General features: G+C 60.4%; 18 protein-coding genes. 6 read left to right on the forward strand and 12 right to left on the reverse strand.

The genetic code is table 11. From position 1 onward, the window contains the following. Nucleotides 1–8 precede the first annotated feature (8 nt). The 3 genes from QDY28_RS14130 to QDY28_RS14140 are packed head-to-tail and all read left to right on the forward strand — an operon-like array spanning nt 9 to nt 3933. Nucleotides 9–1112, forward strand: a complete 1104-nt coding sequence (locus tag QDY28_RS14130) for a glycosyltransferase family 2 protein (protein ID WP_331382314.1) — start codon at nt 9–11, stop codon at nt 1110–1112. A 1-nt stretch (nt 1113) separates the two neighbouring features. Further along, a complete protein-coding gene (locus QDY28_RS14135; RefSeq protein WP_331382315.1) occupies nt 1114–2139 on the forward strand; it encodes a glycosyltransferase family 2 protein in 1026 nt (341 codons plus the stop codon). 6 nt (nt 2140–2145) lie between these two features. Continuing rightward, nucleotides 2146–3933 (forward strand): ABC transporter ATP-binding protein, encoded by a 1788-nt coding sequence (locus QDY28_RS14140; protein WP_331382316.1) that lies wholly within the window; start codon nt 2146–2148, stop codon nt 3931–3933. 104 nt (nt 3934–4037) lie between these two features. On the opposite strand, the gene QDY28_RS14145 is transcribed toward QDY28_RS14140, so the two are convergent. The 4 genes from QDY28_RS14145 to QDY28_RS14160 are packed head-to-tail and all read right to left on the reverse strand — an operon-like array spanning nt 4038 to nt 8093. After that, complete coding sequence (locus QDY28_RS14145) at nt 4038–4808, reverse strand: ABC transporter ATP-binding protein (protein WP_331382317.1); 771 nt, start codon at nt 4806–4808, stop codon at nt 4038–4040. 11 nt (nt 4809–4819) lie between these two features. Then, nucleotides 4820–5824 (reverse strand): ABC transporter substrate-binding protein, encoded by a 1005-nt coding sequence (locus QDY28_RS14150; protein WP_442967518.1) that lies wholly within the window; start codon nt 5822–5824, stop codon nt 4820–4822. 50 nt (nt 5825–5874) lie between these two features. Continuing rightward, nucleotides 5875–6720 carry an ABC transporter permease gene (locus QDY28_RS14155; protein ID WP_331382318.1) on the reverse strand — a complete coding sequence of 282 codons (846 nt, stop codon included), beginning with the start codon at nt 6718–6720 and terminating at the stop codon, nt 5875–5877. Nucleotides 6721–6746: 26 nt separating this feature from the next. After that, nucleotides 6747–8093 (reverse strand): LLM class flavin-dependent oxidoreductase, encoded by a 1347-nt coding sequence (locus QDY28_RS14160; protein ID WP_331382319.1) that lies wholly within the window; start codon nt 8091–8093, stop codon nt 6747–6749. A gap of 383 nt (nt 8094–8476) precedes the next feature. Here QDY28_RS14160 and greA point away from each other — a divergent pair, with 383 nt between their 5' ends. Beyond that, nucleotides 8477–8959, forward strand: a complete 483-nt coding sequence (gene greA / locus QDY28_RS14165; RefSeq protein WP_331382320.1) for a transcription elongation factor GreA — start codon at nt 8477–8479, stop codon at nt 8957–8959. A 54-nt stretch (nt 8960–9013) separates the two neighbouring features. Here greA and QDY28_RS14170 read toward each other — a convergent pair whose 3' ends face one another. The 3 genes from QDY28_RS14170 to QDY28_RS14180 all read right to left on the reverse strand — a co-directional run bounded on the left by QDY28_RS14170 (nt 9014) and on the right by QDY28_RS14180 (nt 11007). After that, nucleotides 9014–9427 carry an SgcJ/EcaC family oxidoreductase gene (locus tag QDY28_RS14170; protein WP_442967521.1) on the reverse strand — a complete coding sequence of 138 codons (414 nt, stop codon included), beginning with the start codon at nt 9425–9427 and terminating at the stop codon, nt 9014–9016. 381 nt (nt 9428–9808) lie between these two features. Continuing rightward, the gene (locus QDY28_RS14175; RefSeq protein WP_331382322.1) at nt 9809–10582 is read right to left on the reverse strand and encodes an SDR family NAD(P)-dependent oxidoreductase; all 774 of its coding nucleotides are present in this window, start codon (nt 10580–10582) and stop codon (nt 9809–9811) included. Nucleotides 10583–10641: 59 nt separating this feature from the next. Continuing rightward, a complete protein-coding gene (locus tag QDY28_RS14180; protein ID WP_331382323.1) occupies nt 10642–11007 on the reverse strand; it encodes a MarR family transcriptional regulator in 366 nt (121 codons plus the stop codon). A 281-nt stretch (nt 11008–11288) separates the two neighbouring features. Here QDY28_RS14180 and QDY28_RS14185 point away from each other — a divergent pair, with 281 nt between their 5' ends. Next, entirely contained in the window at nt 11289–11462 is a 174-nt protein-coding gene (locus tag QDY28_RS14185) for a hypothetical protein (protein ID WP_331382324.1), read from the forward strand. A gap of 358 nt (nt 11463–11820) precedes the next feature. Next, complete coding sequence (locus QDY28_RS14190) at nt 11821–12237, forward strand: hypothetical protein (RefSeq protein ID WP_331382325.1); 417 nt, start codon at nt 11821–11823, stop codon at nt 12235–12237. Between the two features lie 34 nt (nt 12238–12271). Here QDY28_RS14190 and QDY28_RS14195 read toward each other — a convergent pair whose 3' ends face one another. From QDY28_RS14195 to hglS, 5 genes are read right to left on the reverse strand one after another with little or no spacing between them, the layout of a single operon-like run. Then, complete coding sequence (locus tag QDY28_RS14195; RefSeq protein ID WP_331382326.1) at nt 12272–13546, reverse strand: NAD(P)/FAD-dependent oxidoreductase; 1275 nt, start codon at nt 13544–13546, stop codon at nt 12272–12274. Nucleotides 13547–13605: 59 nt separating this feature from the next. Further along, nucleotides 13606–14844, reverse strand: coding sequence for a pyridoxal phosphate-dependent aminotransferase (locus QDY28_RS14200; RefSeq protein ID WP_331382327.1), 1239 nt, complete (start codon nt 14842–14844; stop codon nt 13606–13608). 17 nt (nt 14845–14861) lie between these two features. Then, nucleotides 14862–16382, reverse strand: coding sequence for an L-piperidine-6-carboxylate dehydrogenase (gene amaB / locus QDY28_RS14205; RefSeq protein WP_331382328.1), 1521 nt, complete (start codon nt 16380–16382; stop codon nt 14862–14864). A 49-nt stretch (nt 16383–16431) separates the two neighbouring features. Continuing rightward, nucleotides 16432–17850 (reverse strand): FAD-binding oxidoreductase, encoded by a 1419-nt coding sequence (locus tag QDY28_RS14210; RefSeq protein WP_331382329.1) that lies wholly within the window; start codon nt 17848–17850, stop codon nt 16432–16434. A gap of 10 nt (nt 17851–17860) precedes the next feature. Further along, on the reverse strand, nt 17861–19258 hold the full coding sequence (gene hglS, locus QDY28_RS14215; protein ID WP_331382330.1) for a 2-oxoadipate dioxygenase/decarboxylase HglS: 1398 nt from the start codon (nt 19256–19258) through the stop codon (nt 17861–17863). Nucleotides 19259–19362 lie beyond the last annotated feature (104 nt).

Genomic DNA, 19362 nt, shown 5'->3' on the forward strand with positions numbered 1-19362 from the left:
GTTGAAGAATGTCCGGCCCATTGGTCTCTGTCGTGCTGCCTGTCTATAACGGCGAACCCTATCTCGCCGCCGCTATCGAGAGCATCCTGCGGCAGGATTACAAGCGCCTCGATGTCATTGCCATCGACGATGGCTCCACCGATCGCTCGCTGGACATCCTGCAACGGCACCAGGAGGCCAACGGCCGGCTCCGTATCGTCTCGCGCGAGAACCGCGGGCTCATCGCGACCCTCAACGAAGGCATCGCCATGGCAAAAGGGGAGCTTGTCGCCCGGATGGATGCCGACGATATCGCCTATCCAACCCGCTTTTCCCGCCAGATTGCCCTGTTCCAAGAACGGCCTCGACTGGCGATCTGCGGCACGGGCGTCGATCGGCTCATCGGCAATCGCGTCGTGCGCGGCACGCCCAATCCGATTCACCAATCGGCCGACTGGCATGTCTTGTCGATGTTCTACACCGCCTTCATGCATTCCACCGTAATGTACAATCGCAATATCATTCCCACGGACATGCTGACTTACGATGCGACTTATGTGCATGCGGAGGACTTCGACGTGTTCCGGCGCATCACGCGCGAATTTCCCGCCGCCATGATCGACGACAGCCTCGTTGCCTACCGGGTTCACGACGAGAGCGTCACCAACAAGCACAAGCGGCCGATGCGCCGGACGCATCTGAAGATCGCGGCAGAAAATCTCCAACGGGAATCCCTGATCGACGATGCCGACGCTCTGCACGCTATCGGCGCGGCGGTGACGCCGGACACGGTTCGACGTGCTGCCGACTGTCTCCTCTCCATCGAAGAAAAGATCGCCGCGCTCGGCATGCAGACCTCTGCGAGCCATAAGGAGGGCCTCATGTGCTTCTTCTATTTCGTCTATCAGCTCATCGCCGACGAGAAGCAGCCGCAGCTCACGCATCAGTTCCTGACGCAAACCGGGAAATGGCATGCAATCCGGCGCCGGGAACGATATGGCCTGCGCGCCGCGGCCTATGCGCCCTGGTGCAGCCGCATCTGGAGCGACGCGAGCCTTCGCCTCGATGCGCTGGCGAGATACAGGCAATCGGTACCGGTAAAGAGCGTGCCGCCGCTGCAGGGGCTTGCCTGAGATGGCCGGGGAGCGTTCCGAAATCCTGCGCGAGCGTGCGCAGCCATCCGCAAAGCCCCCGAAGGCCTCCGGCGGTCGTGATCCCGCAGCGAGTTTCATCGTCTGCACCCGCAACCGCGCCGAAGCGCTTGAGGCGTGTATCCGATCGATCGAGGCGACCTGTCGTTCGCATGCCTCGATGACCAGCGAACTGGTGGTCGTCGACAACGGCTCGACCGACGACACTGCCGAGCGACTGGCCCGCCTCGCCGCCACCTCAGGCATGACGATTACGTTGGTGGTGGAGCACCGGCGCGGCCTGGCAGCAGCCCGCAATGCGGGGATGGAGCGGTCTCGGGGGCGTATCCTGATTTTCATCGACGACGATTGCGAAGTGGGGCTGCATTACCTGCGGGATCTGGAGCGGCACTATCTGAACGATGAAGGCTGCATCATCCGGGGCGGCCGCGTCGAACTGGGCAATGCGCTCGATCTGCCGTTTACGATCAAGCGATCGCTGCAAAGGGCCCGCTTCACCCCCGACATCCATCCAGGCGGCTTCATTCTGGGCTGCAACATGACGATGCACAGGGAGGTTGCCTTGCGGGTCGGCTATTTCGACGAACGCTTCGGCGCCGGCAGCTTTCTGCAATCGGCCGAGGATACCGATTATATCGTTCGCGCCTTTCAACTCGGCATCCCTATCGAATATGTGCCTGACATGAGCGTTCTGCATTATCATGGACGCGATACGCGGGAGGCGATCGAGCGGCTTCACCGCAACTACAGCCTCGGAAACGGCGGTCTTTGCCTGAAGCATCTGTTCAAGGCACCGTGGCTCCTGCGGCATTTCTACTGGACTTTTCGCTCGGCCTGTCGGGAATCGTGGGGCGGAGACCGCTTCGATCCGGAAGTCTCCTTGTCCCACTGGCCGATCGTGTCCATGAATCTGCTGGGTGCGGCCGAGTTCGCGCGGCTTGCCGTGACAGGCCGACGCCGGCAGCCGGAATTGGACAAGATCAAACAGGCAACCCGCTCTTTGAGGTAATCCGCCATGCTGAAACTCCTTCTGCCCGGCCTGCAGATCCTGCGCCAGGCGCTTGGCCGGCAGATGCGCCTCCTGCCGGTCGTCGTCGTTTTCGGCCTGATCGGCGCCGTACTCGAAGGCACCGGCATCGGGCTCATCATCCCGATGCTGAGCATCATAGGCGGTCAAAAGGATCAGGCGGGGCTTGGCGGATTTTCCGCGCTCTTTCAGCAGGTGGGTTCGAGCCTGGATGATCGGCAGAGGCTGATGGCCATCGCCGCCTGCATCCTGGCACTGATCACGTTGAAGAACATTCTTGCCTTCACCAACACGGCGCTCACCAACTTCATCTATGGCAAGGCCGGTCATGCGATCCGCAGCGCGCTCGCCGATCAACTCCTGAAGATCGGATATCCCTTTTTCCTGCAGGAAAGCCCCGGTCGGCTGCTGAACATCATCTCCAACGAATCCTGGCGGGCATCGGATGCGATACAGACAGTGCTCGGCGCAATCGTAAACGCATCGGCGGCGATTATCCTGCTGACATTCCTGCTGCTGCTTTCATGGCAAATGACGTTCTGCGTCACGATCGGCCTCATCCTCGTGCAGATCGCCCATGCTATTCTCTCCTCCACCCTGAAAATGCCGAGCCGCGACGTCACGTCCTTCAACAATGAGCTCGCTAGCAGAATGCTGCATCTCGTCCATGCCGGCAGGCTGATCCGCGCCTTCGGCCAGGAGGCACGCGAAAAAGCAATCTTCGACGGTGCTTCGAACGCCGTTCGCAAAGCGAGCTTCATTCTGCAGACCCGTCAGGGCGCCCTGCCTCCGCTGACCGAGGTTATGCATTCGGCCCTTTTCCTTGCAGTTGTGGTGAGCGCATGGGCTTGGGGTGTCAGCTTTCCGATCATCGTGGCCTTTGTCGTCCTGCTCTATCGGCTGCAGCCACACGTGCGTGCCCTGCAGCAGGCATGGAGCCAGGTGCTAGGCTGGAGCGGTTCGCTAGAGGAGGTGCGCTGGCTGCTGGATTCCACCGACAAGCCGAGACCGCCGTCGGGAAATGAGCCGGCGCATGGGCTGCATGGAGAGATCAAGTTCGATGGCGTGAGCTTCAAATACCCAGGCTCGGCTTCCCGGCCCACGGTGCTGCGCTCCGCCAGCTTCGAAATCCGTCACGGCCGCTCCACCGCGATCGTTGGCCGCTCCGGCGCGGGAAAAACGACGATCGTCAATCTTCTCTGCCGCTTTGTCGAACCCGACGAGGGCAACATTCTCATCGACGGGTCACCGCTCCAGCGAATGGATCCCGCCCAATGGCGCGATCGGATCGCCCTCGCCAGCCAGGAACTCGAACTGGTGGACGGCACTATTCTTGAAAACATCGCCTATGGGCAGAGTGCTTCGCTCGCCGAAGCCGAACGTGCTGCCAGACTTGCCGAGGCGCATGAATTCATCGAAAAGCTTCCGGATGGATATGAAACCATCGTCGGCTATCGGGGTGCGAGCCTGTCGGCTGGGCAGCGGCAGCGGATCGCGCTCGCAAGAGCGCTCGTGCGAGATCCGGACATCCTCATCCTCGATGAAGCGACCAATGCCATGGACGGCTTATCGGAAGCGGCCATCGTCGAGACTTTGAAATCGCGAGCCGGACGCCGAACGACGATCGTGATCAGCCATCATCGCAGCACGATCTCCTTCTGCGACGATGTCGTCATCCTCTCCGGCGGGCGGGTCCGCAATCAAACCCCCTTCGCCGCCGTCGCATCCCTCAGCATGGATCAGCTTTACGAGCATGAGGTGCTCGAAAAGCATTGAGTGCGGGAGTGCCGCTTCCCGGTTTCCTCAGGCGGCGAGCGCCCGCGCCGGCCTGGGGCAGTTATTCGGCTGCCCCAGCCGCGAACAGGCTATTTAGCGAAAGTTCAGTGCAGTCCGAACGTGTTCAACAGTTGCTCACGAAACTTGACGAAGCGCGCCTCGCTGCGGTTGCGCGGCCGCGGAAGGTCGATGTCGATCTCGCGGGTGCGACCGCCCTTTTCCTTGGAGAGAATGAGAACGCGGTCAGCGAGATAGACCGCCTCCTCGAGATCATGCGTGACGAGGATCATCGTCACCTTTTCCTCCCGCCAGATGCGAGCGAGCTCTTCCTGCATGGTGATCTTGGTCATGGCGTCGAGTGCGCCGAACGGCTCGTCGAGCAACAGGATTTCAGGTTTCACCGCGAGCGCCCTCGCAATGCCGACGCGCTGCGCCATGCCGCCCGAAAGCTGCGACGGAAGAGCGTCGGCGAAATCGGAGAGGCCCACGAGCTGGACATAGTGGCGCGCCCGAGCCCTCGCCTCGGCCTTCCTCAGACCTTGATTTTTGAGGGGAAAGGCGACGTTGTCGAGCACTGTGAGCCAGGGCAGAAGCCTCGGCTCCTGGAAGATGACCGCGCGATCCGCGCCGACCCCGCGAACGGGCTGGCCGTCGATCAGCACATCGCCGCGATCCGCATTCTCAAGCCCGGCGAGAACCCTGAGCAGGGTCGTCTTGCCGGAACCCGAAGCTCCCACGATCGCCAGGCTTTCGCCGGCGCGAATGTGGTTGCTGACCCCCTGCAGCACATTGAGATGGCGGCCGTTGATCGAGTAGGATTTGGAGACATTCTTGATCGTCACCTCTCCGCGCAAGGTCAGTTCAGCAACAGTCATCGGCTTGCTCCTCAGTTGCCGGCAACGGCGAAATTCGCCGGATCGTAGAGAATGTCTTCTGCCTTGAGCTGTCCCGGCTTCAGAACGCCGCCGCGAGTGAGGATATCGATCCAGAATTGCAGGTCGCGCGGCACGGCCTTGCCGCCTTCACGCACGCCATAACCGGTGAAATATTGCGCAATGTCGGCATTCTCGCCGCGCGAGGCGAGAACCTTGGCGATCACCGCTTTGGTTTCCTCCGGATGCAGACGAGCATATTCGAGCGCGGCCTGCGACTTCTCGACGAAGATCTTGGCCGCCTGCGGGTGTTGCTTGATCCAATCGCGACGCAGCACCGTAAAGCCGCCGGCGATCTCACCGAGTACGTCGGTGTCGCCGAAGATCTTCTGGAGACCTCCGTTTTTCAGAGCGACGCCTTCATAGGTTTTCTGCCAGTAACCGAAGGCGGAGACATCGACCTGCTTGGAACGCAGAACCTGTTCGAGCTGCGGACCTGGAACGACGACGAGCTTGGCCGCATTTTCCGGCAGGCCGACGGAATGCAGCGCCTCGCGCACCGTATAATCGAGATGGGCACCAAGCGTATTGACGGCAATCGTCTTGCCGGCGAGATCCTTGATCGATTTGATCGGGCTGCCGTCAAGCGAATAGAAGATGCTCTCGGTGGTCTTGTCGATACCGTTCGAAGGATAGGCTGCAACGAAATCATTGCCGCCGGCAATCGAGTTCAGCACCGCGGCCGTCGCGGCGCCGCCGACTTCGACATTGCCGGACGCCAGCGCAAAGAGAGAGGCCGGACCGCCCTGGGCGTAGCCGACATCCTTTACGGTCACGCCGGTATCCTTGAAATAACCGAGCGCGTCGGCAAGTTCATGGGCAGAAAGACCGCCCTGGCTTGAGAGATAACGGATGGTGACCTGATCTGTATCGGCAGCGAAGGCAACGCCTGCCGGAACGGCCACAAGCATGCCGGCTGCGACTGCGGCGATGCCGAAAGAACGACGCGAAATCTGCATGTGAACTCCATGGATCGAATGAGATGAAAAATGGTGGGGCGTTTGACCCGTCAGTCCTTGGGGATGGCCCAACGGCAGAGCCGGGCCTGCAATGCTTCGAGGATGAAGTTGGCCGACAGACCCAGAAGTGCGAGCAACAGAATTGCCGCGAACATCAACGGGATCTGGAAATTGTATTGCGCATTCATCACCTGAAACCCGACGCCGGAATTGGCGCCGATCATTTCGGCGGCGATGAGCAGCAGAAGCGAGGTGGTGGCGCTCAGCCGCAACCCAATGAATATCTGCGGCAGGGCAGCCGGCAGGATCACGCGACGAAACACGGTAAGCGGCTTGGCACCGTAGACACGCGCCATTTCCACGAGCTTCGGGTCCACCTGTTTGACGCCCCCGATGGTGGCGAGAAGCGTCGGGAACAGCGTTGCCCAGAAGATCACGAAGATCTTCGACGCCTCGCCGAGGCCGAGCAGCAAAATGAATACCGGATAGAGCGCGAGCGCGGAGGTCTGACGAAACAGTTGCAGGATCGGATCGAGGCTGCGCTCGATAATTCGGATCTGCCCCATGAACAGCCCAAGCGGAATGCCGACGCCGACCGCTGCGCCAAATGCGATGCCGGCGCGCTGGAGGCTGATGGCGATATCGCCCAGTAGCGGGCCGCCGCTGATCCCGTTCCAGAGCGCTCGCAGGATTGCATCCGGTGGCGGCAGGACCGCGGGGTTGCTCCAGCCAAGCGACGGCGAAATCTGCCAGAGAGCAACGAAAACAATGATCAGGCCATAGCGCGATATGAAACCGCGCAGCAGCGCCGCTGCTTCCCGTACCAGCCTGCTCTGCGAGATATATGCTTCGCGATAGCTCCCCAGGAGAGCCTGTTGTTCAGTTTCAAGCGCCATGAGCTTTTCCCCTATTCCTGTCTCAGTTATTCGGCGGCTTCGGTATAGGCAGCGGCCCATCGATTTTGCGGGAAAGGCAGGCCCAGGTTTTCGCGGAGGGTCTTGCCTTCATACGCGGTGCGGAACAGGCCTCGGCGCTGCAGCTCGGGAATGACGAGGTCGACGAAATCATTAAGGCCGGTGGGCAGCCATGGCGGCAGGATGTTGAAGCCATCCGCGCCTTCGTTTTCGAACCATTCCTGCAGGGTATCGGCGACCTGGACCGCCGAGCCCACGATGGTTAAATGGCCACGCGCGGAAGCGATCCACTGGTAGAGCTGGCGAATGGAGAAATTGTTCTCGTCCGCAATGCGCCGGATCAATTCCTGGCGGCTCTTCATGCCCTCTGTCGGCGGTGCCGGAGGCAGCGGACCGTCGAGATCCGCACCCCTAAGATCCAACTCGCCGCCGGTGAGCCCGCTGATCAGCGCGAGCCCGTCCTCTTCGATGATCAGGCTCGTGAGCCGCTCATATTTCTCGCGCGCCTCTGCCTCCGTCCGGCCGACAAAGGGCGACACGCCCGGCATGACCAGCACATGCGCGGGATCACGACCGAGGCTGCGTGCACGCGTTTTGATATCGCGATAGAATTCCTGGGCGGTATCGAGCTTCTGGTGCGCCGTAAAGATCACCTCCGCACTCGCCGCTGCAAGTCCGCGCCCATCGTCCGACTGGCCCGCCTGCACGACGACGGGATGCCCCTGAGGCGAACGGGGGACGTTCAATGGTCCCTCGACCCGAAAATGTTCGCCGCGGTGATCGGTGCGGTGCACCTTGTTCACGTCGAAATAGACCCCGCTTGCGCGATCGCGAATGAAGGCGTCGTCGTCAAAGCTTTCCCAAAGCTTCTTGACGACCTCGACATGTTCGGCCGCCCGCTTGTAGCGAGTTGCATGAGGCAACTGTCGCTCGAGATTGAAATTCCTCGCCGCGGCTTCCGTGGCGGTCGTGACAACGTTCCATCCGGCCCGACCGCCGGAGATCAAGTCGAGCGAGGCGAACTTGCGCGCAACGGAGTAAGGCTCCTCATAGGTCGTCGATGACGTCGCGATGAAGCCGATGTGCTTGGTGAACGGCGCCAGTGCCGAAAACAACGTGACGGGCTCGAAGCCGCCTACCCTCGCATTGCCGCCCTCCACGCCGCCGCCAAAGGAGATCGCAAGCCCATCTGCCAGGAAGTACGCATCAAAGAAGCCGCGTTCGGCGGCCTGCGCGAGCTCGATGTGGAACTTGAGATTAACCGCCCCGTCGACCGGTTGGTCCGGATGGCGCCAGGACGCGATATGCTGGCCGCCGCCGGGGAGAAATGCGCCGAGCTTGATCTGTCTTTTCATAGGTTCCTCTCCATATTGCAGGTTTTGGCTGGGATGAAGCCGCGATAGGTAAGTATTGCGATATAATCCATGTATTTGATAGGCTATCTATTTTGCAGCCTGCGGCCCGATGGAGAAAGTTTTTCCAGAAGCTGGCGGAATGGCGAATTTGTCACCCACCGAAGTGGTGAGCTGTTCGCTCGCCGAGACATGAGTTAGGTCCGGAAGAACGTCTTCAGATCTGCCAATTCCACGCGAGGACCCAGGGTTCTATTCCGGAGGCGGCGACATACCCGTGTTGGAACGTTCGCTACAAAGCGTACGCAGCCTCGGTAACATCTTAACTTCCGCTATCACTAGACTATATCATTCCGGTACAGGATCGTTTGCTTTCGGAGTTTGCTTTGGCAGTCGCATTTACAAAAGAGGAAAGTGCGGAAACGGCTGCGGAGACGCAGCTTCCTGACCGCACTATCTCGCCCCATCCGAACCTTGTCACCGAAGCGGGATGGACGGCGCTCAACGCCGCGCTTCAGGAGGCTCGCGAACAGTACGAAGCTGCAAGCGCTGTCGAGGACGTGAATGAGCGGCGGCGGCAGGCGGCAGTCCCCCTCCGTGACCTGCGGTATTTCTCCGAGAGGGTCCGCACTGCCGAGGTCGTGGCAGCGCCAGCCTCCCATGAGACCGTCGCCTTCGGCAGCACGGTGACCTTCAGCCGGGATGACGGACGCGTACAGACCTATCGCATCGTCGGAGAAGACGAAGCCGAGCCCAAACAGGGCACGATCTCCTACGTTTCACCCGTCGCCCAGGCTCTCATAGGAAAACTTGTCGGCGACCTCGTCCTGGTCGGTGACAATGAACTGGAGATCATAACGATCGCTTGAAGGTGTCCCCCGCGGAGCACCAGGAATAGCCCAGTGCTCCCGCTGACTGGCCGCTTAGCCCGCATTCTTCTCCGGCATCGCCGAGGAATGGTGCGACGAGATCAGCCACTTGCCGTTCTTGAACTCGTAGGTGAAGGTGTAGCGTGCCGGAACCTTCACGCCGCCCTTCAAGGTGAAGGTGTAGATGCCGGTATCGAGGGCGTCGTTGCAGCCGATTTTGATCGTCCGGCTGTTGATCTTGCCCTGAGGATGTTTCTTCAGGAAGTCCACGAAATATTCCTTGCGCTCCGCCTGCGTCAGCCGCGGCTTGTTCGACAAAGTCGGCAACAGGACTGCGTCGGGAGCGTAGTTCGCGACGACCTTGTCAGGATCGAGCGTCGCCAGAGATGCGTTCCAGCGATCAAACAACTGCTCCACCTGGGGTTTGGTGATGGGCGCGCATTCTTCGGCAAGAGCCGGCGTCGCCATAAGAGCAATCACGGAAGCGGCAAGCAGATATTTTTTCATTTTAATCTCCATCAAATGATTTTGTCTTTTCCGGCGATATTCAGGCTGACTACTCAGAGATGGTTTGTCGCCCGCCATGTCGGATCTGCCGAATGGCCAAAATTGCATTTGCCGAACGGCCTATGCATTTTGACGGATGCTTGCTGCTTGAGACGTTTAACTTCAGAAGGACAAGGAATCCGTGGAAGACGTAAGGCCACGATAGCATAGCATCTTCCCTTCGCGAATTGCGCGTCTCTATCGCGCCGCCTCTCCGCGGCTGATCACAATGCGTCGGTCCAAATCTCCGCAAGGCTGGTTTTGTCGTTCGAGATCGAGAGCGCCCGACGACATTCCGGCTGGCTACCAACAGGTGAAACCGCCGTCGACGTTCACTATGGCGCCCGTCATGAGGCTTGCGGCATCAGAGGCGAGGAAGAGCACTGCGCTTGCAACCTCCTCCGGAGTTCCCATCCGCCCCATCGGCGTATCGCCCAGCCAGATCGGAATCCGATCGCGATTGGCCTCGACCGCCAAGACCATGGGAGTTTCGATGTATGTCGGAGCCACGGCGTTTACTCTTATGCCGTGCTGTGCCCACTCGGCGGCCATCGAGCGCGTGAGGTGATGAACCGCGGCCTTCGATACGTTATACGGGGTCTGTGGCTGCGGCCGATTGCAGATGGTCCCCGACATAGAGCCGAGATTCACGATAGAGCCCCGCTTCATCGCGATCATGTGCCGGCCGAAGGCCCGCGAGCACCAGAACACGCCGTTGACATTGACGTTCATCATTCGAAGCCAGTCGGCATCGGTGACATCTTCCGACGGAATGCCGCTCTGGCCGATTCCGGCATTGTTTACCAGGATCGTGGCCGGGCGGCCCCCTTCCGCGAGTTCAGTCGCGATCGCCTCCATGCGCTCGGCATCCGTGACATCGCCGACCCGCAGCTCGACGTCATAGCCTTTGTCCCGCAATGCAAGTGCGTCCTGCGCGTCGGCTTCAGTGCGCTCTATGACGACGATCGCGGCGCCGGCTTCAGCCAGTGCGTGCGCACAGCAAAGACCGATGGCACGGCCGCCGCCAGTGACGACCGCGCGTTCGCCGCTGAGACGAAATTTGTCCTGGTAACTCATGGTTCGGCTCCTCCTCAAACGTCAAATGCGCTAAACGGATGTCGACGTCGCGGCCCGTCTCAACCCAATCTCGAAAGACGCCGGAGCCTCTTCAAGGATTCGACAAGCAGTCGTTCATTCGCCAACATTCCTTTCAGATGGGTTCTGGCCAGGCGTTCGACCAATTCTTCTCCTTCGGAAGTAAGGCCGATGAGCACGCTTCGCTTGTCTTCCGCCGAGGGAATACGCACGGCAAATCCTGCTGTCGCGAGTCTGTCCACGAGCTGCACTGCGCCATGGTGCTGCAGAAGCATCTGGTCGGCAAGATCGCGCACCATGATCTGGCCGCCGGGCGCGACCTTGATCACCAACAGCGCCTGATATTGCTGGGATGTCACCCCTGCCTCAGATACCGCGGCTTCGCTGAAAGAAAGAAATAGCCGCATGGCCAGCCTCACTCCGGCAAGACCTTCATAGATACCCGAATCCAGCGGACGGCTAGCCTCAACTTCGTTTTCGTCTGATCGACTGGACCGCTTTCCTGAGGGCATGCAAATTTTCCTTTATTTATATCATGGCATGATATATTTTCATGATGTCCGCACTGGGAGGACGTTCGCGGGCGCGCCACACTGAGCGCTCAGGCTAGGTCCGTATGCGCCAGGGTGCCACCACTGCAGCGCTCGCGAACATTATCCCAAAACTTCGTGACTGAAAGGGGCACCGCTTGGACGATCTCAACGCCAATATCGATGGATCGATCGTATTGGATCGCGACATGCGGTTCTTTGGATCTATTGCGGGCTCGCTGACGGTTCCTGCCGGCCGACGGTTCGAACTTCACGGAAGCATTGGGCGCGATCTCATTGTCGAGAAAGGCGCGGCCGCGATCGCTTGCTGAACGATTCACGGCAACCTGATCAACAAGGGGGGAGATGTATTGCTGAGTGGATCTGCGGGGGACATCCAAGATCTGGATGCCGCCAAGTCAACCCGGAAGGAAGCCTGATCGCGTTTTGCAATCACTCGTCAGCAACGGCACAATTTAAGAGGATCTGTGTGACCGTTTATCTTTGGGCGCTTTATCGGCCACGCATTGAACCCAAAAGGGGCTTTGGTGACTTAGGACATCTCATTCGGTGGCTGGAACGGCAGCAGCTTCCAGGAGAGGCGCCTTCGGATTGGGTGGTGATGCTGCTCAAAGTCGCCGAAAGCGATGGCCGATCTGTTTACATTCATGACGAGGGAGGTCCGGACCAGTGGACGCTGACGCTCAGCCGAACCGGTGTCGACGCCTTGCCAAGATGTTGAGCAAAGCAGAAGCAGGAATTATGCTGCCGGAGTTACGAGTGGACCTATCGAGCCCGTTTCGCAGCTTATCTCCGATAAGTTGCCGGAATAGTGTGAATTCATTTTCGGCCGCCGTAGCGATGGTTTCGGTTCTGGCCACGTCGGCGCATGCGCAGGCGTTGCGGCCAACTCCTTCAATGAATCGTTTGGCCGACTGCACCGAAGTGGTGGAACACGTCCTGTCGAAGACCAGCGGTCGGCTGCTGTCGTTTCGTCAAGGCGACGAGAAATGCACTGTGATCATTCTCTTGCAAAAGGATGGCGAACGTCCCGAGAAGATCGTGCTGCATATCGATCGCAATCACGCATCCGCAGACGCTGAATAGTGTCGATTGCTCGCCGTTCGATCCGTTCGGGCACCTACAGAGCAGCCGGAGAGACCAAGTGCATCAGTGTCGCACCGAACTCGTAGTAGGTCGCCTTGATGCTGCTGAAACGCTCTGCGTAATGCTCGATTGGATCGATCGGCAGTGGATCGGGATTGCCATCAAGAAGGGCAGTGGCGGCCTGCGTGCCGAATACGGTACCTGGTCCGATGCCCCGGCCGGAATAGCCGAAACAGGCATAGGCGTTCGGCCCGAAAGCGATGATTTTCGGTACGTGGTCGTCCGTCATCGCGATCCTGCCACGCCAAACATAGTCGAAATTGAGCTTGGCAATCGCCGGGAAGAGCTTTCGAAGCTTGCGTCTGGCCCATGCGCGATGGACAGCAGCCCCTGGCCCCTCGGTGTTGCCGATGCCGCCGACAATCATTCGGCCTGCATGATCTACGCGGAAAGAGGACATTACCGGCGCCGTATCCCAGCAGCCTTCACCACCCGGTAATATCTGGCTGCGCGCTGTTTCCGGGATGGGTTCCGTGGCGAACTGGCAATAACTCACCGGAGTGTATTGCGGGCTGAAAGGCGCTTTAATGCCAAGCTGATAGGCATTGGTCGCCAAGAGCAACGCTTTTGCCCGCACCGTATGACCGTTGGCCTCCACCACCCAGAGATCGTTCTGCCGGTTTATCGAGGAGACGGGCGTTTTGCTGTGAATTGTTGCGCCCCTTTTTTGAGCGGCACGCGCAAGTCCCCGGCAATAGGACAGCGGTTGAATGGTGCCTGCGCGTGGATCCAGCAAACAGCCGTGGTATGCGGTTGTCCCCGCGCGCCGGCTCGTCTCCGCAGCATCGAGAAGCTTCAGCGGAGCGCCGTAACGGTTGCCCTGCCGATAGCGTTCCTCCAAATCCCTCAGCCCCGATTTGGAATGCGCCAGGTGCAAGGTCCCATTATGCGTTGCTTCGCAATCGATCCGCTCGCGTTCGATCAGGCTGAAAACCCTGCGTGGTGCGTCGGCTAGAATGTCGATCAGGCGACGACCGGAGGCCTCCCCCATCTGGGCAATGACGGTGTCGGGCCGCAGCCACAATCCGGCATTGACTAATCCGACATTACGACCGGAACCGCCGTGGCCAACCGTCTCGGCCTCGAGAACACAGACCGAAGCTCCGCGTGAAGCGGCCTCAAGCGCCGCCGCCAATCCTGTGAAGCCGCCACCCACGATGACGAGATCAACCGTCAGATTGCGATCGAGCGGCAAGGCGTCACTGTGTTCACGTGCGCTTGCACGCCAAAGGATGGATTCCGCGGTCATCTTGCCTTCTCAACATTCTGGTCGCCCGATTTCGGATTCTGATCTGCGACCCGCCTCTTTCATTGCAGTTTCGAGCAAGCCTCCGAAATCCGGCGCAAGGCTTCAATCAGCTCCGTTTCCGAGGTGGCATAGGAGATCCGGAAATAAGGTGACAGTCCGAAGGCGGAGCCGGGGACTACGGCAACATGGGCCTCTTCCAGCAGATAGTCGGTAAAATCGCTGTCCGCCTCGATGCGCTTGCCCTTGGGCGTCCGTTTGCCGATCACGCCGCTGCAGCCGGCGAAGGTGTAGAACGCGCCTTCGGGGACGCGGCAGGTGATGCCGGGAATTGCGTTGAGGGCGGAGACGACAAGGTCGCGGCGGTGCTTGAAACCCGCCTGACGTCCCTTGAGAAAGTCCTGCGGACCGTTCAGCGCCTCGACGGAGGCCGCCTGGCTGACGGAACAGGGGCAAGACGTCGCCTGGCTCTGGATCACCGCCATCGCCTTGATCAGCGCTTTTGGGCCGCCGGCATAGCCGATGCGCCAGCCGGTCATAGCGTAGGCTTTCGAGACGCCGTTGATCGTCAGCGTGCGCTCCTTGAGCCGCGGTTCGATGCCGACCGGGGTCACGAACTCGAAGCCGTCATAGACGATGTGCTCGTACATGTCGTCGACCATCAGCCAGACATGCGGATGGCGAAGCAGCACTTCGATGAGCGGCCGATAGTCGGCTTCGCTGTAGGCTGCGCCCGATGGATTGGATGGCGAGTTGAGCAACAGCCAGCGTGTCCTCGGCGTGATCGCCTTTTCCAGTTGATCGGCCTTGAGCCGGAAGCCGACTTCGGCGTCGCAGGGGAGCAGCACCGGCACGCCGCCGCAAATCTCCACGATATCCGAATAGGACGTCCAGTAAGGCGTCGGGATGATGACCTCATCGCCTGGATCGATGCTTGCCATGAAGGCGTTGAACAGTATCTGCTTTGCCCCGGTCGCCACGGTAATTTCGTCGAGCGCGTAGTCGGCGTCATTTTCCCGCTTGAATTTCGCGGCGATCGCCTTCTTCAGTTCGGGCGTGCCGTCCAGCGCGGTGTATTTCGTTTCACCGCGGTCGATCGCTGCCTTCGCGGCTTCTTTCACATTATCGGGCGTGTCGAAATCGGGTTCGCCGGCGCCTAAGATGATGACCGGAAGACCGTCACGCTTCATCGCGATGGCGCGCGCGCCGATCTGCAGAATTTTCGAGACGCCGATCGACGCGATCCGCGAGGCCGGCCTGAAGCTGATCGCGTCGATTTGGGTTTGTGTGTTCGTGGCCATTGGCTCGATACCGCTCGTCATTCGATGTCGAAGGAGACGCCCTGGGCAAGCGGCAGAGCCTTCGAATAGTTCACCGTGTTGGTGGCGCGGCGCATGTAGGCACGCCATGCGTCCGAGCCGGATTCGCGGCCGCCGCCGGTTTCTTTCTCGCCGCCGAACGCGCCGCCGATTTCAGCTCCCGAAGTGCCGATATTGACATTGGCGATGCCGCAATCCGACCCGTCGGCCGCGAGGAAGCGCTCGGCTTCCTGCATGTTCAGCGTGAAGATGGAAGACGACAAGCCGGCTGCTACGGCGTTGTGCTCTTCGAGCACCTGGTCGAAGTCGGAATATTTCATCACGTAGAGGATCGGCGCGAAGGTCTCTTCGAGCACCGGGCCCGCCTGCCTCGGCATTTCGACGATCGCCGGCTGGACGTAGTAGGCCGGGTCCCGGCTCGCAGCCGCAACCCGCTCACCGCCGGTAACAATGCCGCCTTCAACCCTCGCCGCCGACAGCGCCTTCTGCATGTTGTCGAAGGCTGCCTTGTCGATCAGCGGACCGATGAGGGCGTTGGTTTCGAAAGGATTGCCAATGGAAACGGTTGAATAGGCCTTTTTCAGGCGCGGAACGAGCTGGTCGTAGATGCTCTCGTGTACGAAGAGACGGCGCAGCGTAGTGCAGCGCTGTCCGGCCGTCCCCATGGCGCCGAAGGCGATGGCGCGCAACGCCATGTCGAGATCGGCGGAGGGGCAGACGATGCCGGCATTGTTGCCGCCCAGCTCGAGGATCGAGCGGGCGAACCGCTTGGCGAGACGTGGGCCAACTTCCCTGCCCATGCGCGTCGAGCCGGTGGCCGAAACAAGCGCAATCTTCTCGTGATCGACCAGGACCTCGCCGATCGCGCGATCACCGACCAGGACCTGGCTCAGGCTCTTCGGTGCGTCGCCGAAGCGGGCAAGGGCGCGCTCGAGGATTGCCTGGCAGGCGAGCGCCGTCAGCGGTGTCTTCTCCGAGGGCTTCCAAACGACGGGGTTGCCGCAGACGAGCGCAAGCGCGGCGTTCCACGACCAGACGGCGACCGGAAAATTGAAGGCCGATATGATGCCGACGACACCGAGCGGATGCCAGGTTTCCATCATCCGGTGGCCCGGGCGCTCGGTCGCGATCGTCAGACCGTAGAGCTGGCGGGACAAACCCGCAGCGAAATCGCAGATGTCGATCATTTCCTGGACCTCGCCCAGACCTTCCGAAATGATCTTGCCGGCTTCGATCGAGACGAGGCGGCCGAGATCGGTCTTGGCGGCACGCAATTCTTCGCCCAGAAGGCGAACCAGTTCGCCGCGCTTTGGCGCAGGCACGAGACGCCATGCCTTGAAGGCCTCATGTGCCGCTTCGATCGCCTTGGTGGCCTCGGCTGCGGACACGGTCTTCACCCGGGCAATCTCTTCGCCCGTTACCGGGCTATAGGACGCGATGTCGCCGCCGGTCCAGACGGCGCGATCAACGCCCAGCTTGTCGAGAAGGCCTGCGGTTTCCATTTTCACGTCGATGGTCATGATCTGTCTCCACTCTTATTGTCTTGGAATGCCGCGGATATGGCAAATTTCAGAAGGTCACCGCGCCGAGCGCGCCAGGTGAGGTGATTGCTTTCAGACCGGATGCCAATCGGCGAATCTCGGCCGGGGTGTACTTGTTGTAGAAAGCCTGGTTCTTGCGACCAATCGCATGTTCGGCGCTGAAACTGCCGCCGAACTCTTCGACCGCAACGGCAAAAACCCATTCGCGCAACGCCATCTCGAATCCGGTGTCGACAAGCCTCGGATCATTTTTGTCCACGACGAGATTGAAGTGCACGCCGCCGTCGCCGATATGGCCGAAGTCGCAGATCGTTATCCCCGGAAAGTGCTTGGGCATTTCGGCCCTCATATGGGCAAGAAAACGCATGATGTCGCCGCGGCGGAAGGATAGATCGAAGGCGATCAGCCGTCCCATGTGCTTCACGCCTTCCGATAGAGCGTGACGCAAAGCCCATATCTCGTGCGGCGGGCCGACGAGAGCATCGGCAAGCGCAGCGTCCTCCCTCTCCCACAGGCAAGCCAGCACCTCTTCCAGCACGCCATCGAGCGGCTGTTCACCCTCACGCGGCAGGTTGGAGCGGGAAATCTCCGCAAGGATCACGTATTCCGGCACGATGCCGCCCTGAAACGGATTGCGCAGCGAAGGCACATGATCGAGCGCCGCGCGGACCGCATTGCCGGACATGCCTTCGAAGGCGGAAAGATAGCGGCCGAGCGCTTCTTCCATCGCAAAGAGAAGGGTTGGCACTTGCTCGCCCGACGTCGGCACGAGCAAAGCCGTCGCTGTCTGGCGCGGTGCCGGTTCGAGGTTCAGCACGCATTCGGTGATCACGCCGAAAGCACCGGACGTGCCGATGAAAAACTGCTTCCAATCGACGCCCGTGTTGTTTTTGCGCAGGCTCGACGAAAGATCGAGGACAGTGCCGGTCTCGTCGGCCAGCACGACGGTCAGGCCGAGGGTGTTGCGGCGCACGTCGCCATAGCGCAGGAATCGCGAGCCGCCAGTATTCGTCGCAATCATGCCGCCGACGAGGGGGTCTGCCCCGAGATCAATCGGGAAGAAAAGGCCGCTCTCCTGCAGCTTCCCATTGAGGTCGGAAAGACGAAGACCAGCGCCGACTTTCACGGTGCGGTTGACCCGATCGAGTTCGTAAGTGCTGGTCTGGCGTTCAAGGCTGAGGACGCCTTGGCGACCGCTGTCGTCGGGCGTCGAGCCCGAGACGAGCCCAGTATTGCCCGACTGCGGCACGAGCGCGATATCGTTCCTGACGCAATAGGCAACAACCGCGGAAACCTCTTTCGTGGAAGCGGGCCGCGCCACAAATGCCGCTTTTCCCCGATCATAGCGCGCGCCGGTCTCGTAAGCCGTGACGTCGGCTGCCTCGGTGAGCAGACCTTTCTCGCCGAGCAGGCTGTTGAGTGCTTCGATATGGCGTGCCTCGATCATTATTCGCCCGTCATTCTGCGGCGGCAGCCGTGTTGAGGACAGCCATGCACATTGCCAGGGAGGCCCGCTCGATGCCTGCATAATGCGCGAATTCATCGAGAACCGAGGCGCCGAGGTCGCGTTCGAACATCACCTGATTGGGGCTTGCGACGAATTCCTGCGCCGCGTCATCGCCAAGGTTCGACTGAAAGATGCCGGCGGCGCTGACTGGCAGAAAATCCTCGTAAACAATCGGATCGAACTGAACGAGACCGTCCTCGATTGCCGTTTCAAGGTCGGCCTTTCGCTTCGAGACAGCCTTGCCCTTTTCCGTCAGCGAGTAGCTGAAATAGCCGAGCCCGGCTTTGCGGATGCCATTCCAATCGTCCGGAAACGCCTGGAAGACGGCGGCAAGTGCGGCTTCGTATTCGCCGGCGTTGGAACCGTCGGCGGCCGGCCGGACGCGGGCGCGGGTGTCCTTCAAGAGCTTGTCGTAGAGGCCTCGGCCCTTCGGCGTCAGTGCGACGCCGCGCTGCTCGATCTCGCCGAAACGGGCAGTGTGCGAGCCAGCTTGCCAGGCGCCGTGCTCGCCGGCGAATGAAACGGCTTCTTCCAGGGCCTTGAAAGAGGTTTGGCGAAGCAGGATGGGGCACTTGCGGGTCGGCGGTCCCTCGACGATCGCTTTCGGCGCTATTCCTTCCTCCGGCATCAACGCCTGAACCTTGTCGATATCGAGCGTGCGCGGCGTCAGATGATTGATATGCGGCCCCTTGAAGGAGACGACGTCGGCGATCAGCCGATGCGCGTCATGAAGGCGCTTGTACATGCCGGCGCTGACGATGGCGCGATCATGCCAGCGGAAGGTTTCCAGCACTTCCCGCACAAACCCTGCCGCATCGGAAGCATCGAGACCGCCATCCCGCTCCGCCTTCTCCACCAGCCGAACCGCTTCGTCCGTGAAAATCTTGCGGGCTGCGAGGACTTCGGCGGCCTCCTTGCGCAGCATCTCATCAGCGATCAGATCGAGGCGGAGCAATGACGTGAAGACACGGAACGGATTGCGCTTCAGGCTTTCTTCGCCCACGGGCCGAAAGGCGGTGGAGTGGACAGGAACGCCGGCTGTCGATAGGTCATAATAGCCGACCGGATACATGCCCATGACAGCGAAGGCGCGGCGCATCATCGTAAGCTCGTGCGGCGTGCCGAGACGGATGGCGCCATGGCGCTCTTCGGAGATGCGGCTGAGAGAATCCGTCGCTTCCAGGCGAGCCTTTAGCTGCGGATCGGCGGCAAGAGCCTCATCGTTCACCCTGGCCACGAGCGACATCAGCGTGCCATAGGCCGGCACCTCGTTGCGATACATGGCGGACATGGCGGCTGAAAAGTCCGAACGGATGGTATCGGCCGTTACGAAGCTCACGTTTGTCATCGTGTCGCACCTCAGCAAAAGGATTATTCATTCTTGATTTTCATGATATGCCGAAAGCCGACCCCAATCTTGCGATGATTTCGACCTAGTTGATGCGAGTAAGG

It is taken from the genome of Rhizobium sp. BR 362 (assembly GCF_036528765.1).
Taxonomy (GTDB): domain Bacteria; phylum Pseudomonadota; class Alphaproteobacteria; order Rhizobiales; family Rhizobiaceae; genus Rhizobium.